The sequence below is a fragment of the Paracholeplasma manati genome (assembly GCF_025742995.1).
In the GTDB taxonomy this organism is placed as follows: Bacteria; Bacillota_I; Bacilli_A; order Acholeplasmatales; family UBA5453; genus Paracholeplasma; species Paracholeplasma manati.
Window position 1 is genome coordinate 288,047 of sequence record NZ_JAOVQM010000001.1, and the last position, 16,779, is coordinate 304,825.

The following is a 16,779-nucleotide window of genomic DNA, read 5'->3' on the forward strand; positions in this document are numbered from 1 at the left end:
ATCGAGTAGTCCAGGTTGTTTTAAAATGTTGTATTAAATTATACAGTTAACGAAGCGCGTCCTTTAGCTCTACGACGTGATAGAACGAGTCTGCCACCGACTGTAGCCATACGTGCTCTAAAACCGTGAGTCTTTACGCGTTTAAGTTTACTTGGTTGATATGTTCTTTTCATAAATAAACCACCTTTCTCACGAAACCATGCGTGTATTATTATATAAATATAGAAATCAAAAGTCAACCCAAATCGTCAATAATTTTTATCAATCATTTATCGCTGTCTATGGCTCTCTAGTGCAATAAAGTTATTAACACTTTTTTGTGGGAAACTTTCCCCCACGTTATCCCCAATTGTGGAAATCTTTGAAAGTCTATGAAAGTAGATGGTTAAGCCATTATAAGGCTATAATTAATTCACAATCGTCATTTTCGAGTCGTCTCTTACAAAAAGTTTCCCACAATTTCAGTGGATAAGATTTTGATACACTCTCATGCGTATGTGCTAATATATGTATACGAGAAGTTTGGAGTGAAAATATGAAGGAATACGATGCACTGTGGGGGCAAATCTTAGACACCTTAAGAACATCTTATTCAGATGAAATATATGAGGATCTATTCGAGCCTCTATCATCTGTAAAGAAAGTCTCAGGTGGCTATATTTATGTACTAGCCCCATCTGAATATGTCAAAGATCGAATCAAACGATTGTATCTAACAAGAATCAATTCGTTAGCCGAATCTTTGTACAAAAAAGAAACCATAAAATTTAAATTTGTGCTGGCATCTGAGATGGTGGGCGAAGAAGCACTGGTTGGCCCAGAAAAAAACTTAGATAAAAAGTACCGCACTGGTAATTTGATCGCTACCCTCAGCTTTGATAACTTTGTCGTTGGTAAATCCAATCGATTTGCCTTTCAAATGGCTTTAAAAGTGGCTGACCAACCAGGGATTGTTGCGAATCCATTCTATATCTTTGGTGATGTAGGATTAGGTAAAACACACCTCATGCAAGCGATTGGTAACTATATTTTAGATAACGATATCAATCAAAAAGTATTATATATCAAAGCATCTGATTTTATCGAAGAGCTTGCAGATCAAATTAAAAAAGAAAAAATGGATCAATTTAATGAAAAGTACCGCGATTTAGATGTTTTACTTATTGATGATATTCAAATGCTTGCAGGGGCTCCAAAAACCCAAATGGAATTCTTCCGCTTATTTGATTTATTATCACAACAAAATAAGCAAATCGTGATCACATCTGATAAACCCGCTTCAGAGCTTAAAAACATCATGTCTCGTTTAAGTTCTCGCTTTGAACAAGGGTTAGTTGTTGATATTGGTATCCCGGATTTAGAACACCGTGTCGAAATCCTTAGAAAGAAACTTTCAACCGAAGCACCTGATGTTATGGACATCAATCCACAAGTGCTTGAGTTCATTGCGAGCTACTTCACAACGAACGTCAGAGAGCTTGAAGGCGCACTAAAACGTGTATTATTCTATTGTGTCACCAATAATATCGATATTACTGTAGATACTGCTGCTGAAGCGTTGGATACATTGATTAAAACCAGAAAGAAAACAGAAGCTTTAACTGAAAATAATTATGATCGAATTCAAAGTGTCGTGAGTGATTATTACAGTATTAGTGTTCATGATCTGATTGGTAAACGCCGTAATGCTAAGTTCACTTTACCGCGTCATATCGCGATGTATTTGATTAAAAACAAATATAATATCGCTTATCAAACCATCGGTGCATTATTTGGTGGGCGTGATCATTCAACCGTACTTGCAGCTTGTGAAAAGATTGAGAATGATTTGAAACATAACGAACAACTCAAATTAGCAATTGACAATATTCTTAAAAAAATCGATAAACCTACTAACTAATGTGTGGTAAAATTGTGGGCAATATGTTATAATTATATTGTAAGTAAGCGGTTATTGGGGTTTTCCACAAACCCACATCGACTAACAATAATAATGTATTGAAAAAGAAGAATAAAAAGGAGAAAAATTATGGTCTTTAGTATTAATCAAGATGTTTTATTAGATACACTGAATGTAATCCAAAGAGGCTTACCAGTCAAAACACCACTACCTGTTTTAAATGGCATTAAACTAGAAGTGTTTGAAGATCATCTCGTATTTACAGCTTCAAATACAGACATCGCTATTCAAACCATCGTTAGCGATGAATCATTGGTTATTACTTCCCCAGGTAAAGCGGTTATCCCAGGCAGATACTTTATTGAAATCATGCGTAAGATTGTATCTAATCGCGTTGAAATTTCTCTTATTGAAAATAAGATGATGGTAATCAAAGCGGATCGTTCCGAATTCAAACTCAGAGTGATGGAAGCTGAAGATTATCCAGATGTCGACTTCTTAGATTTAGGTAAACCTATCGTCCTTGAAGCTAAGACACTCAAAGCGATCATTAAAGAAACCAACTACGCAACCTCTCAATATGAGAAGCGTCCTATTTTAACTGGCGTCAACCTTAAACACGAAGATGATAAGTTGTATTGTGTCGCAACCGACTCTTACAGACTATCCCAAAAAATCTTACCACTATCCCACGATTATGAATCATTCAATATTGTTATACCTAACCGTAGCCTAGATGAATTATCCAGAACACTTGACTCTATCAATGAAGAAGTTTCAATGTTCATTAACCCGAACAAAGTTCTATTCAAGTTTAGAAACATTTTGTTCCAAACCAGACTATTAGATGGTGTATATCCAGACACACTTAGAATTATTCCTAAAGAATTCCCAATCATTGTGAAATTCAACAAAGAAGAACTTCTAAAAGCGGTTGAACGCGTCAGCGTCTTAAGTCCACGTGAAAAAGATAACAACTATAACATTGTAAAGTTAAATATTCGTCCGGATTATATTGTTGAAGTTTCCTCAACAAACAACGAAGTTGGTGACGCGGTTGAAGAAATCGTGCCAGCAGACGACGTGGTTGGACCAATCATCAAGATTGCTTTCAACTCGAAGAATTTAACCGACGCATTAAAGGCATTCAACTCCAATGAAGTAACCATTAATTTTGCTGGCGAAATTAAACCATTCGTCATCAAAGGTGAGTTAGATCCTGACATGTTACACTTGATTTTACCACTACGAATCGAATAATTTAATCCATCCAAGAAGCCTTGAAATTTCCGTTTTAAGGCTTTTTTTGTTTTCTATCGCTCAAGGTATTAAAAACACTAAAAATCGAAAATAAAAGGCACGAAATTCCTTATATTATGATATAATATAATCAAGCGAGGTATACGAACTTGAAAACATTTAAGATTGAAGGCGTTGAATTCATCACTTTAGGACAGTTTGTGAAGGTTGCTGGATTGGTATCTACTGGTGGGATGGTCAAACCGTTTTTAGAAGAAACCAAGATTCTTTATAACGGAGAACCAGAAAATCGCCGCGGCAAAAAAATCTATCCAAAAGATAAAGTTCAAATTGGTAAAGACGTCTACATCTTCGAACATGATTAAAGAGATTAAGCTAAAACAATTTAGGAACCACGAGAGCTTACATCTAAAAATCCAAAACAAACGGATTTTTATTTTTGGCAACAATGGTTTGGGTAAAACCAGCATCCTAGAAGGTATATATTTCGCTTCGTTAACCAAGTCACATCGAACCAGTGAAGATAAGGCGTTAATCATGGCAGGCAAGCCTTATGCGAAAGTTGATATCATAACCGATGAACATCATTATCAAGTGGTGATATCCGATGCAGGCACAAAAGCTTCCATCGATAAAGTACAAATCCCTAAGATGAGTGAATATATCAACGGCTATCGCGTGGTGATGTTTTCACCAGAAGATTTGGAATTGATCAAAGGACAACCCTCAGATCGTCGCCAATTCTTAGACATCGAGATGTCACAAATCCATAAACCCTACATGCTCGTTCTCTCAAAATATAAGCAAATTTTGAAACAAAGGAATGCATTACTCAAAAATTTGACCTTAAATGACGACATGACTTTCTTTAAAATCATCACTGACCAGCTATGTATTGTTGCAGATGAGATGATTGAAAAAAGAAAGAGCTTCATTGAAAAACTGAATCAAGCGTTTAAAATCCGTTTTAAGGCGTTTAATGATTTGGATGAAGTATCGGTGTCTTATGAGCCGAATGTCCCATCAAAATCGCTTAAACAGGTTTTAAACGATAAAAAAGAAAAGGACATTCTAACTCAAACTACCTCATTCGGTCCACACCGTGACGAACTGAAGTTTGAATTCAATGGACAAGAATCAAAAACATACGCATCACAAGGTCAACAGCGATTGATGGTCATCTCGTTAAAACTCGCATTATTAGACATTTACGATAGTGACCAAATCGAAACCATTATTTTACTTGATGACGTTTTAAGTGAACTCGATCAAGACAAACAACACAAACTACTCAATCACTTACCAGGCAAATATCAAACCTTCATATCTGGTGTAGAAACGATTGAGATCAAAGATATACAACAAATCCACCTAACAAAGGAGCAATAATATGGACAACTTGAACAACAATAACAACAATTACAATGCCGAGAATATTCAAGTCCTCGAAGGTCTAGAAGCAGTTAGAAAACGCCCTGGGATGTACATTGGTTCAACCGGCGAACGTGGCTTACACCACCTCGTTTGGGAAATCGTCGATAACTCGATTGACGAATCGATGGTTGGGTATGCCAGTGAAATCAGCCTAGAAATCCAAAAAGGCAACATTATTAAGGTTGTAGACGACGGCCGTGGTATCCCTGTAGATATTCACGCTAAAACACAAAAAAGCGCTGTAGAAACGATTTTAACCGTATTACATGCCGGCGGTAAGTTCGACGGGAAGTCTTATAAAGTCTCCGGTGGTCTACACGGGGTAGGTGCCTCTGTCGTTAACGCCTTGTCTTCGTGGTTTAGAGTAACCATTCGTCGTAATGGTCTTTTATACCAACAAGAATACAAACGTGGGATTCCACAATATGAATTAAAGGTCATCGGTACATCTACCCATACAGGTACTGAGATTGAATTCTTAGCTGACCCTGAAGTGTTTACCGAAACCACTACCTATGATTTTGAAACCCTAAGAAACAGAATTCAAGAACTAGCATTCTTAAATCGACACATCAAGATTTCAATTGAAGATCAACGTGGTGAAACACCGGTTCGCTTCGATTACCAATATGAAGGGGGTATTGAAGAGTACGTTAAATTCCTCAATGGAAATAAAGGCATCGTCCACCCTGAAATCGTGTATGCTCAAAAAGAAGTCGACAACATCACCGTTGAAATGTCACTTCAATACAACGATTCTTATTCTACCAACATTTTCTCATTTACCAATAACATCCATACCCATGAAGGGGGTATGCATGAAGATGGGTTTAAGCTTGCTTTAACCAGAGTCATCGGTAATTATGCCAAAGACAATAACATCTTGAAAAAAGACGAATCATTTATTGGTGAAGATACCCGTGAAGGTTTAACCGCCATCATTTCTGTGAAGCACCCGAACCCACAATTCGAAGGACAAACCAAAACCAAATTAGGTAACCCAGAAGTCCGTCAAATCGTTTCTCAAATCGCTGGTGAAGCATTGGAACGTTTCTTACTTGAAAACCCGACAGCGGCTAAATCCATCATGGATAAAGTCTTGATGGCGTCTCGTGCTCGTATCGCTGCACGTAAAGCGAAGGAAGCGACCCGTCGTAAGAGCCCGCTTGATATGCTCGGTTTCGCAAGTAAATTAGCGGATTGCAGAAATAGAAAACCAGAAGAATCTGAAATCTACATCGTCGAAGGTGACTCCGCGGGTGGATCGGCAAAACAAGGCCGGGATTCCGCATTCCAAGCGATTTTACCACTTCGCGGAAAAGTATTGAACGTCGAAAAAGCACGTCTAGATAAGGCATTATCCAATAAAGAAATCCTATCCATGATTCAAGCATTTGGTACAGGGATTGGTGAAGATTTTGACATCACCAAAGCACGCTATCACAAGATTGTCATCATGACAGATGCTGACGTCGACGGCGCACACATCAGAACCTTGATGCTCACATTCTTATTCAGATATATGAAGCCTTTGATTGACTTTGGATATGTCTACGTAGCTCAACCACCACTATACAAAGTTCAAAGCGGTAAACGCATTGAATATGTATATGATGAAGAAAGACTTAAAGTGCTATTAGATCAAATGGGTGGTAGACCAACCATTCAACGTTACAAAGGTCTAGGGGAAATGAACCCAGAACAACTTTGGGAAACCACCATGGACCCTAAATCCAGAACCCTTTTACAAGTGTCCTTAAAAGACGCGATGAACGCGGACGCTGTATTCACCATGTTGATGGGTGAAGAAGTCGAACCACGTAAGAATTTCATTCAAGAAAATGCAGTATATGCATCGAATATTGACGCATAGGAGAGCAGGTAAACATGAACGATCTAGAAAAAGACTTAGTGTTAGAATCTGAAGCCGAAAAGAAAGAAGACAACGGCGGATCAGATTATATTCACGGTAAAATCAAAGAACTCAACATCGCGACAGAAATGAAGACTTCCTTCTTAAACTACGCGATGAGCGTCATCGTTAGCCGTGCGCTTCCAGATGTCAGAGATGGTTTGAAACCCGTTCAAAGACGTATCCTTTACGCGATGAACGACTTAGGCATGTATGCCGATAGACAACACAAAAAATCCGCGAGAATCGTCGGTGAAGTTATTGGTAAGTATCACCCACATGGTGACTCTTCCGTTTATGAAGCCATGGTTCGTATGGCTCAAGATTTCAACTATCGTTATCCACTCGTGGATGGACATGGTAACTTCGGTTCCGTCGATGGTGACGGTGCTGCAGCGATGCGTTACACCGAAGCAAGAATGTCTAAAATCGCGATGGAATTGGTCAGAGACATCGAAAAAGAAACCGTCAACTTTGGCGATAACTACGATGGGTCTGAACACGAACCTTTGGTCATGCCTGCGCGATATCCTAACCTTTTAGTCAATGGTGCTACCGGGATTGCAGTCGGGATGGCAACCAACATTCCACCTCACAATTTAGGTGAAGTCATCGATGGCATTCAAGCCCTCATGGATAACCCTGACTTAACCGACATCGATTTGATGGATTATGTCAAAGGACCGGACTTTCCTACCGGTGGTCACATCTTAGGATTGGGTGGTTTAAGACAAGCTTATACCACTGGCCGTGGTACAGTTACCATTCGTGCGGTGACCGAAATCATCGAAGGTAAGGGTGGTAAGAACACCATCATCGTTAAACAAATCCCATACCAAGTCAACAAGACCAAACTCATCGAACGTATCGCTGAGATTGCGAAAGAAAAAATGGTTGAAGGAATCACCGATTTAAGAGATGAATCCAACCGTAAAGGCATGCGTATCGTGATTGAACTTCGTAAAGATGTCAACCCACACGTCATGCTCAACAACCTCTTTAAACTCACTGAAATGCAAAGCAACTTCTCGATCAATATGATTGCGTTAGTTGGTAACCAACCAAAGACCATCACATTGAGAGATGCCCTATATTATTACATTCAACACCAAATTGAAGTCATCCAAAGAAGAACGATTTTCGATTTGAGAAAAGCCGAAGAACGTAAACACATCTTAGAAGGTTTAGTCATCGCGTTAGAAGATATCGATAACATCATCGACCTCATCAAGAAGAGCCCTACAGGGGATGAAGCGAGAACCAACTTGATGGCGAATTACCCACTCGATGAGATTCAAGCGAGAGCCATCTTAGATATGAGACTTCAACGCTTAACCGGTCTTGAAATCGAAAAGATCAGAGAAGAAGATTTAGAGCTCGCAGTTAAGATTGCTGATTATAGAGACATCATCTCTAGCGATATCAGAAAACATCAAATCATCAAACAAGAGTTGTCTGAAATCAAAGAAAAATTCAATGACCCTAGAATGTCATCCATCAGCTTGCATGACAATGATTTAAACATCGAAAACGAAGATTTAATCCCAGTCGAAGATGTGATCATCACTGTCACTCACAATGGCTACATCAAACGTATGTCGATGGATGAATATAAAGCTCAAAATCGTGGTGGTGTAGGTATCAACTCCATCAAGATGCATGACGATGACTTTGTAGAACACATCCAAATGACCAACACCCACTACTACCACTTATTCTTCACGAATAAAGGTAGAGTTTATAAGATTAAAGGTTATCGTATCCCAGAAGGTTCTAGACAATCTAAAGGCTTACCAATTGTGAACCTACTACAATTTGAAAAAGATGAAACCTTGGTCACATTCACACAAGTTCAAAACTTCGAAGATGAAAATGCATTCTTATTCTTTACAACCAAGAAGGGTGTCGTTAAACGTACCCCTGTCAATGAATATCAAAACATCCGCACCAATGGTATCATCGCGTTAAACTTAAGAGAAGACGATGAATTATTGGCAGTTAAACTCACCGATGGTAAGTCACACATCATCTTAGGTGCGTCTAATGGTAAAGCCATTCGATTCGATGAAAATGATGTCCGCTCGATGGGTAGAACCGCGACAGGTGTTAGAGGTATGGAATTAGAAGACACCGAAGAAATCGTGGGTATGACTTATGTTCAATCCGACGAAGAAGAAATCTTAGTAGTTACTGAAAAGGGCTATGGTAAGCGCAGTCTCGCCGATGAGTATCGTCTCCAAATCCGTGGCGGTAAAGGGGTTAAAGCCTTAAACGTGACAGAAAAGAATGGCGCACTCAGAGCGCTTAGACGTGTAACACCAGATGAAGATGTCATCATCGTCACTGACCGTGGTATGGTCATTAGAACCCATATCGCACAAATCGCACAAACCAGACGTGCAACACAAGGTGTACGTATCATGAGTTTGAAGGATGAACAATCCGTGGTTACTTTAGCGGTTGTCCCACATGAAGAAATCCCTGAAGTTGAACAACCAGTGGTTGAACAAGTCGCTTTAGACCTTGAAACCAAAACAAAGGTTGTAGACATTGTAGAAGTGTCTGCTGAAGAAGTCAAAGAAGAACCAGCTAAACCAAAAGAAAACTTATTTGATCTATAGTAAAGAGCAATCCCTTAGGGGGTTGCTTTTTCTTTTTGAGTAAAATCCTTTAAAAATCGACATAAAAAACAGAAAAATGACAATTTTCTGTAATGTTATTTTAATTAACATTGAAATTTTGCATAGATAGCGATATATTGAAGGTGAAATTGTCTATTCATGGGATGCCTACTCAAGACCATTGAGTACCCAACTCATTTTAAATATCGGTTATCGCATAAAAGGGGGAGAACTTCATGCGTAAACTTTTAACCTTATTGGCATTTTTGCTGATTTTTTTGACTGCATGTAATCAAACTGCTGAAATCAAGATTACATTCATCGAGAATGGAGGTGTTGAGTTAGAAGACTTAACCATCAAGACGACAGACACCTCAGTGACATTACCAACCCCAGTTCGGGACGGCTATACTTTTGATGGTTGGTTTACCGATGAAGATTTGACCTTACCATTTACCATCGCAGCACTGCTTACCCAATCTGGTGGGATTACGCTTTATGCGAAATGGACTCAAGTCCTCAATCAGTTTACCGTAACCTATCAAACCAATGGCGGTTCAACCATCGCACCAGTGTCCTATACTTCTGGAGAAACGATGGTAGAACCAGCTGCACCAACCAAAGAAGGCTATACCTTTAATGGCTGGTATGGTGATAGCGAACTCACACAATCGTATACCTTTGGACCAATGCCTGATTCCAATTTGACACTTTACGCCAAATGGACAATCAACCAGTATACGATTACATTTGAATCCAATGGCGGTTCCACTGTAACCGCTTTAACAGGCGATTATCAGACTTTGATAACCAAACCTACCAATCCGATTAAGGTGGGTTATACCTTCATAGACTGGTACTTAGAACCGGCATTTACAACCCCTTATGTGTTTAATACAATGGGGTCTTCAAACATTACTCTGTACGCGAAGTGGCAAATCAATACGTATACCGTTACCTTTGAATCCAATCAAGGTAGCGCTGTACCAGCCATTTTAACTGAATACAATACGGCCATCACCCAACCAAATGACCCAACCAAAATAGGGCATACATTTGGTGGTTGGTTCAGTGATCAAACCATGACTGTGCCATTTGTATTCACCACTCAAATCACTCAAAACATCACCCTTTACGCTAAATGGAATATCAACAGTTACACCATGACATTCAATAGCATGGGTGGATCACCAATCAACCCAGTCACTCAACCCTATGGTTCACAAATAACGGTACCTAACCCAGTCAAAGAAGGTTATGACTTCGCTGGCTGGTACACCAGTGATACCTATACCACCCTTTATACGGTAACAACGATGCCGGATGGTAGTATGACAGTATACGCGAAATGGACCGCAAGTCCATATACCATCACCTTTGATTCTAATGGTGGTACAGCGGTTACAGCCATCTCTGCGAATTATAATGATGTGGTCACAAAACCTGAAAACCCAACCAAGATGGGACATACCTTCGAGGATTGGTATAGCGATAGCGCACTCACCACAACATTCGTATTCAATACCATGCCTGTGGGTGGCGCAACCCTATTTGCCAAATGGACTGTGAATGAGTATACCATTACCTTTGTTGTTAGTGGTGGAACTGAAATCACACCAATGGTTGCAGGATACGATACAGTGATTACTGCACCAACCACAACCAAACCAGGGTATGTATTCCAAGGTTGGTATACCGAAGCTGAACTCAATAACGCCTATACATTTGATAAGATGGGGGCATCGGATATTACCCTCTATGCGAAGTGGCAACCACTCCAATACAGCATTCAATTCATGAGTAATGGTGGTTCTAATGTCGACACGATTTATGGCATTTTAGATGAAACCATCACCAAACCTGAAGATCCAACCAAGCAAGGCTACACATTTGATGGCTGGTATACAGAATCCGTATTTACAAGCTTGTTCGTCTGGGATAAAATGCCGCTAGAAGGCGCGACACTTTACGCAAAATGGACGATCAATACATACACATTAACCTATATTATTGAAGGTTCATTAATACCTCAAGAAATCGCTTATCAAAGCGAAATTACATTCATGACGCCACCAGAAGTTGAAGGTTATACCTTTGTTGGATGGCTTGAAAACAGTGAACCATTTATACTCACTTTGATGCCAGATAGAGATGTGACTATCCTACCGAAATACGAAGTTAATTATTATACAATTTCGTTCGGAAATATCACAAAAGACCCAATCTCTGTGAAATATGCTGACCCAATCGCGATTGTTGAACCTAACGCCCCAATGGGGTACGCATTTACCGGATGGTATGTCGATGAGTTCTTCTTAACTGAATTTGAAGGTACACACATGCCTGCAAAAGACATCGTATTATACGCACAGTTTGAAGCACTCGCCGTTTCCTTATACTTGCACGTCGATGCGTTAGAAGTGAACACATTACTCATCGGTTACGGTGATGTCTATAAACCAAACGAACCATTCAAAGAAGGTTATCAATTCCTTGGTTGGTACTTAGAAGATACTTATATGACACGCATGTATGATGTTGAAATGGGATTAGATCCAATCCATCTATACGCGAAGTGGCAAATCGATGAAGGTTATGACCTCATTGAAACCATCTTAGTCAGCCAACCATCAGAATCCGTTAATGTCAAAGGTATCATCAGTTACATCTTCGAACGACCAGGATTCCCTGGATTCTATCTATATGATGGTACAGGCAATATCTTCGTTTTAGCAAGCCCAGCACTATTTGTTGTTGGTGATGTTATTGAGTTTGATGCTTCCTATGATAATTTTGAAAACACACCACAACTCATCAACCCTACCGGCATGATTTTATCTATGGGTAGTTTTGATATGCCTGCCGTTGAAACCATCGAATTTGATGATGTGATGCGTATGGATGAATCAAACCCATATGTCTATGGTCAAATGGTTACCATGGAAGCATTCTTAGGTTATGGCATGGGTGGGTTCTATCTACAAGCCCCATTCTCAGACGAACGCATCATGATCAACTATCGTTCGATCGTAGATGATTCGATTTTAATGCCATACATCAACCAAACCGTTCGCATCGATGTCATCATTCACGATTATCAAGGTATGGCCAACTTGTGGCATGTAGCTTATATCGGTAACTCAATCAATCCAGTGACTTACACACCAGAAGACATCGTGAATCAGGTGATTCAGTTAGGTATTGAAAACCTTGAAGGCAAATCGTTCTATCCAGGCGCACAATTACAACTTCCAAATACCGATTCTACCTATGGTGTATCGTTATCATGGTCTACTGTTGGTGAAAACAGTGCCTATTTTAACTTAACCACATTCACATTCGAGGATACCGAAATAGAAAGACAAATCGGCTTAGAATGTATCATCACCTATCAAGGGTTGGTGGTTACCCACGTATTTACGGTTACCCTTAAACCAGTCACGTTCTTAACATACGCTGAGTTTGTTGCGTTAGACAACAACGAATACGCGATGATCAAAGCGGTTGTGTTAGCACATATCCCAATGATACCTGCAACCATTGTTTCATTAGATGGCAACCCAATATTCGTGCCTAACAACAACCCGTTGAATCCAGGGGATGAAGTCGTATTGGTTGGGTATAAACAATCTGAAATGGGTATGTACATACTCGCGAATGACCCAGATCAAGTCTTGGTTGAAATCACACAAACCGGTTTACCAATGCCTCAACCAACCGACATTCCAATCGATGTGTTCTCAACCCTACCAGGCAATGAACCGTTATATTGGTTCAAATACGTCAGACTTACGGGTATTTTACAGTTCGATCCAAACAGTGGTTATTATTTCATCGTGAGTACACCTTACGCGATACCACTACTACCATTAGATCAAAATGGTAACCAAACATTATCTATTTATATTGGTATGCCTGTAAGCATTACAGGATTTACAGTCATGAATTTTGACATGGGTGGCACCTTGCATATGGGCTATCTCAATATGCCAGGCGACATTCAACCCGCAGAAATTGATCCTCAGGAAAAGATTGATTTGATTTATTATCAATTACTCAATCAATTCATCCATACGTTCTATCATCCAGGCGATACCATTGAACTACCAATCACGGATAAACTTTTTGGTTCAACCATTGTTTGGCACCCTGTCAATGATTCGAACAACTACATCAATTTATCGACCGGTTTAATCAACCCAGACATCGAGGAATTCATCGCTGTTGAACTTGAAGTGGTCATCACTTTAGAAGATGTCACAGCTACGTATACCTTATTCATACACATTCAACCAGAACTTCAAACGGTTGATATCGCAACCCTTCAGTTGATGCCAATCACCGAAGTCATGATGTTTGTTCAAATCGCGTCTGAACCAGTTAATGGTTGGATGTTAGTGTGGGATGGTGTGAATTACATGGGATTGTATTCCAACCGTATGGACGTCCATCAAGGGGATATGATTCAAATTCAAGGTCAACTAATCTCCATCTACGAAAATAACTTTATTGGCGTTCAAGGCGACCCAATCATTCAAATCATTCAATATGGAGAAGTCGATACAAGTTATAAGGTATCGATGAGTATCTTCACATTCAATACCTTAGATTTAACCCTCATTCAAAACCAATATAAAGGGATTGAATTGGTGGGTATGATTGGTTTTAATTCGACAACCAATCAATATTACATTGAAGATAGTGGTATCCAAATTCCAATCATGGCTGCGACACCGGACGGTATGATGGCCATACATATGGCGTTGAATCAAACCGTCACCATCGGTGGTTATGCGTTATTATCTTCTGGCGAAAATCATTTGTTGTTTTATAATGATCCAGACGCTTTGATGGTAAATCAAACCGATGAAACCATCGTTGAAATGGCGAAACAACACATCCTCAGTATGCATAACCGTATTTACAGACCAGGTGAAATGGTTTATCTAGAAACAAACATTGATCCGTATTATCCAAATATTATCTATATATTGGTAAGTAGCGATACGTTGTTTGATATCAATACAGGTGCAATCAGTATGTCGATTACCGAACCAACGGATTGCATCATCGAAGTCACCATTACATATCAAACCGTGACGGTTGTGTTTGAACTCACGATTACCGTTGAACCGTTGGTATTTAGTACTGTAGAAGCCATCCAAATGGCCAACATTGGTGACGCAATGAATTTGGATGCGATCGTATTATTCAGAAGCACCGATGAAGCAATGCCATTCTTGATTGTTGGGGATGCAACAGGGTATATGCTCATTTTGGGTAAACACTACTTTGATGTGTATGACCGTGTACAGTTCCAAGGTATGGTTGTCGATTACGAAGGTGAGTTGGCGTTAAAGGTTGATGCTTATCAAACACTCTATATTTCGAGCAACAATACGCCAATGACACCAGCCGTACCGATGTCGATGTATCAAGCTACCCAAGTGGGTCCAACAGACCCTTGGGCAACTTACATCGTCATCACGGGTACAGTTTCTGAAGACATGGGTGGCATTCAATTGTACGACGAAGACACATTAGAAGTCGTTTGGTTTAAAGACATTAATGAACATCAAGTACTCAAGGATTTTACAGGACTTAAGATTACCATCAAAGCATTCATCCATTATGACGATGTTCAAAATGAACCAGTCTTGTATTATGGTGGCGGACACAGCGGCATTCAATTGGCTTACACCACCGATGAAGAAAAGATGGCAGCCCTCATTGGTATGGGATATGAACACTTTGAATACACCATTCATCATCCATATCAACGATTGGATATGCCTGAATACTTTGACATATTTGACGCGTATTTAACGTATGAAATCCTCGATGGTTTCGCGTATATCAATGATTATGTCATTCAGTTGGTTGAATCAACCTCAACCATTTCACTCCAAGTCACAGCCCTCATTGGTACCTATCAAGAAGTGGTGGTTTATACCATCACCATTGAACCTTATAACATCACCAGTATGATCGATGTTTCCCTCAGAGAAGATGGTGAATTTGTTGTCATCAGTGGTACGGTTCGTGCTTTAGATGATATGCATACTATCGTTGAAGACCCAACAGGCATGATTGTCCTAGAAGGTTTTGGTGGGTATAACATTGACGATGTCATTTTGGTATATGGCTATGTCAATTACGTATACGGTACCGTTCAAGTGAATGCTTATGGGTATGATGCGATGGCTGCAGTCATCGGCTTCGATGACAGTGATCCAACGCTTTCAACCATTTCACTTTACGATACAGGCTTACTAGATCCGAATGGAGCGAATCTCGCTTTCTATACAACCTATGAAGGCCACATTGAAAATCGTGATGGCATATTCTTCTTAACCAACGGTATTTACGATGTTCAACTCATCGAATCATCAATGATAGCACACGATGTTTTGTTGGAATTAAACCAACAATTGGTCAGCATTCAAGTGTATTTTGTCGGTATTGAAATGTACGGAAAACTCATGATTACCGCACTATTTACCGGTGAACCATTGACGTATCAAATCTTAACGTTGACCGCCGAAGACATCACAGCAGAAATATTGAATTACGCTGTTCACGCGATGGACCACCCATATTACACGGGTGAAGTGACCAATTATCCTATCGAACATCCGTATTTCCACGGGACCATCCAAATCATCAACGATGGTATCAACCAGTCACTCATTGGATTCAATCAAGGGTCTGTAACGGTTTCAGAAGTCACCGAAACTTATCAAACCGATATCACCATTGAAGTGACCTATATCGACATTACTTACAGTCAAAGTCTCACCATTACGCTCACCCCTTACCCAATCATTACCCTCCAAGAAGCTCAAATGAATCACTTGGGTGAACGTGTATTCTTAAAGGTCATAATCGCTTCGATGCAATTCCATTTTGATACCATGGTCTATGTGAAAGATGCTTCTGGGTTTGGATATTTCATCACCATGACCAATGATCTACACCCATTCACAGGGGTGGAAATGATTCTATCGGGCTTTGTCTATGAACCATACGAAGGTATGTCCTATATCGATCAAGTGGTAATCCACCAGATGTTATTACCAATACCTCTAGGGGTACCTATGGTGGTTCCAACCGAATCCTTGATCATCAATCAGGAGTTCAATGGTTCATTATTGGGTCAGTTGATTACCATTCAAGGCATATTGATGGATAATGGAGGCGAATTATATCTATCCGTACCTGGTATTCAAATCGTATTGCTCGGCAATGTGACCATCGCCTATCAAAACCTTCAAATGCAGGTTGGACAAATGGTGGAAATCACAGGTATCGTTATCGGTTATCGTATCGACTTCTTCAATCAACAAATCATACCGATGATTGGTTACATCCCAATGGTTTAACCCAAATAAATGGATGGATACGACCTCAACCCAGAGGTCGTATTTTTTCTTTGCCAACCGGTCATCTATTTACTTTAACTGAAAAACAGGTTATAATTAAACCAAATCGATGACTGAACCGTAATATAGTGACTATTTTCAGCGAGTGGGTGGTTGGTGTGAACCCATAAGTACTATATGAATTCCACTCAGGAGAGGTGCTAATCCCACCCGCTGACAAGCGTTAAAATGTTTAAGTGCTATCTGTAGGTACAGGTAGAATTAAGGTGG

At 39.7% G+C, this 16,779-nt stretch carries 8 protein-coding genes and 1 other annotated feature (1 of these 9 running past the window's edge); of the genes, 7 read left to right on the forward strand and 1 reads right to left on the reverse strand.

The features are described from left to right. Window positions 1-38 precede the first annotated feature (38 nt). Window positions 39-173, reverse strand: coding sequence for a 50S ribosomal protein L34 (gene rpmH / locus N7548_RS01250; RefSeq protein ID WP_262095424.1), 135 nt, complete (start codon window positions 171-173; stop codon window positions 39-41). A gap of 362 nt (window positions 174-535) precedes the next feature. Between rpmH and dnaA the strand changes: the two genes are divergently transcribed. The 7 genes from dnaA (at window position 536) to N7548_RS01285 (ending at window position 16,509) form a co-directional block, all read left to right on the forward strand. Continuing rightward, window positions 536-1,900: a chromosomal replication initiator protein DnaA gene (gene dnaA, locus N7548_RS01255; protein WP_263607576.1), complete on the forward strand. Its 1,365-nt coding sequence runs from the start codon at window positions 536-538 to the stop codon at window positions 1,898-1,900. A 129-nt stretch (window positions 1,901-2,029) separates the two neighbouring features. Further along, on the forward strand, window positions 2,030-3,160 hold the full coding sequence (gene dnaN / locus N7548_RS01260) for a DNA polymerase III subunit beta (RefSeq protein ID WP_263607577.1): 1,131 nt from the start codon (window positions 2,030-2,032) through the stop codon (window positions 3,158-3,160). A 149-nt stretch (window positions 3,161-3,309) separates the two neighbouring features. After that, window positions 3,310-3,525 (forward strand): RNA-binding S4 domain-containing protein, encoded by a 216-nt coding sequence (locus N7548_RS01265; RefSeq protein WP_263607578.1) that lies wholly within the window; start codon window positions 3,310-3,312, stop codon window positions 3,523-3,525. Beyond that, window positions 3,518-4,549, forward strand: a complete 1,032-nt coding sequence (gene recF, locus N7548_RS01270) for a DNA replication/repair protein RecF (RefSeq protein ID WP_263607579.1) — start codon at window positions 3,518-3,520, stop codon at window positions 4,547-4,549. The genes N7548_RS01265 and recF overlap by 8 nt, the downstream gene beginning before the upstream one ends. Window positions 4,550-4,559: 10 nt before the next feature. Beyond that, window positions 4,560-6,467, forward strand: a complete 1,908-nt coding sequence (gene gyrB, locus N7548_RS01275; RefSeq protein ID WP_373425168.1) for a DNA topoisomerase (ATP-hydrolyzing) subunit B — start codon at window positions 4,560-4,562, stop codon at window positions 6,465-6,467. Between the two features lie 14 nt (window positions 6,468-6,481). Further along, on the forward strand, window positions 6,482-9,127 hold the full coding sequence (gyrA, locus tag N7548_RS01280) for a DNA gyrase subunit A (protein ID WP_263607581.1): 2,646 nt from the start codon (window positions 6,482-6,484) through the stop codon (window positions 9,125-9,127). A gap of 236 nt (window positions 9,128-9,363) precedes the next feature. Beyond that, a complete protein-coding gene (locus N7548_RS01285; protein WP_263607582.1) occupies window positions 9,364-16,509 on the forward strand; it encodes an InlB B-repeat-containing protein in 7,146 nt (2,381 codons plus the stop codon). A gap of 100 nt (window positions 16,510-16,609) precedes the next feature. Beyond that, window positions 16,610-16,779 (forward strand) — a binding site (T-box leader) (it continues 24 nt past the right edge of the window).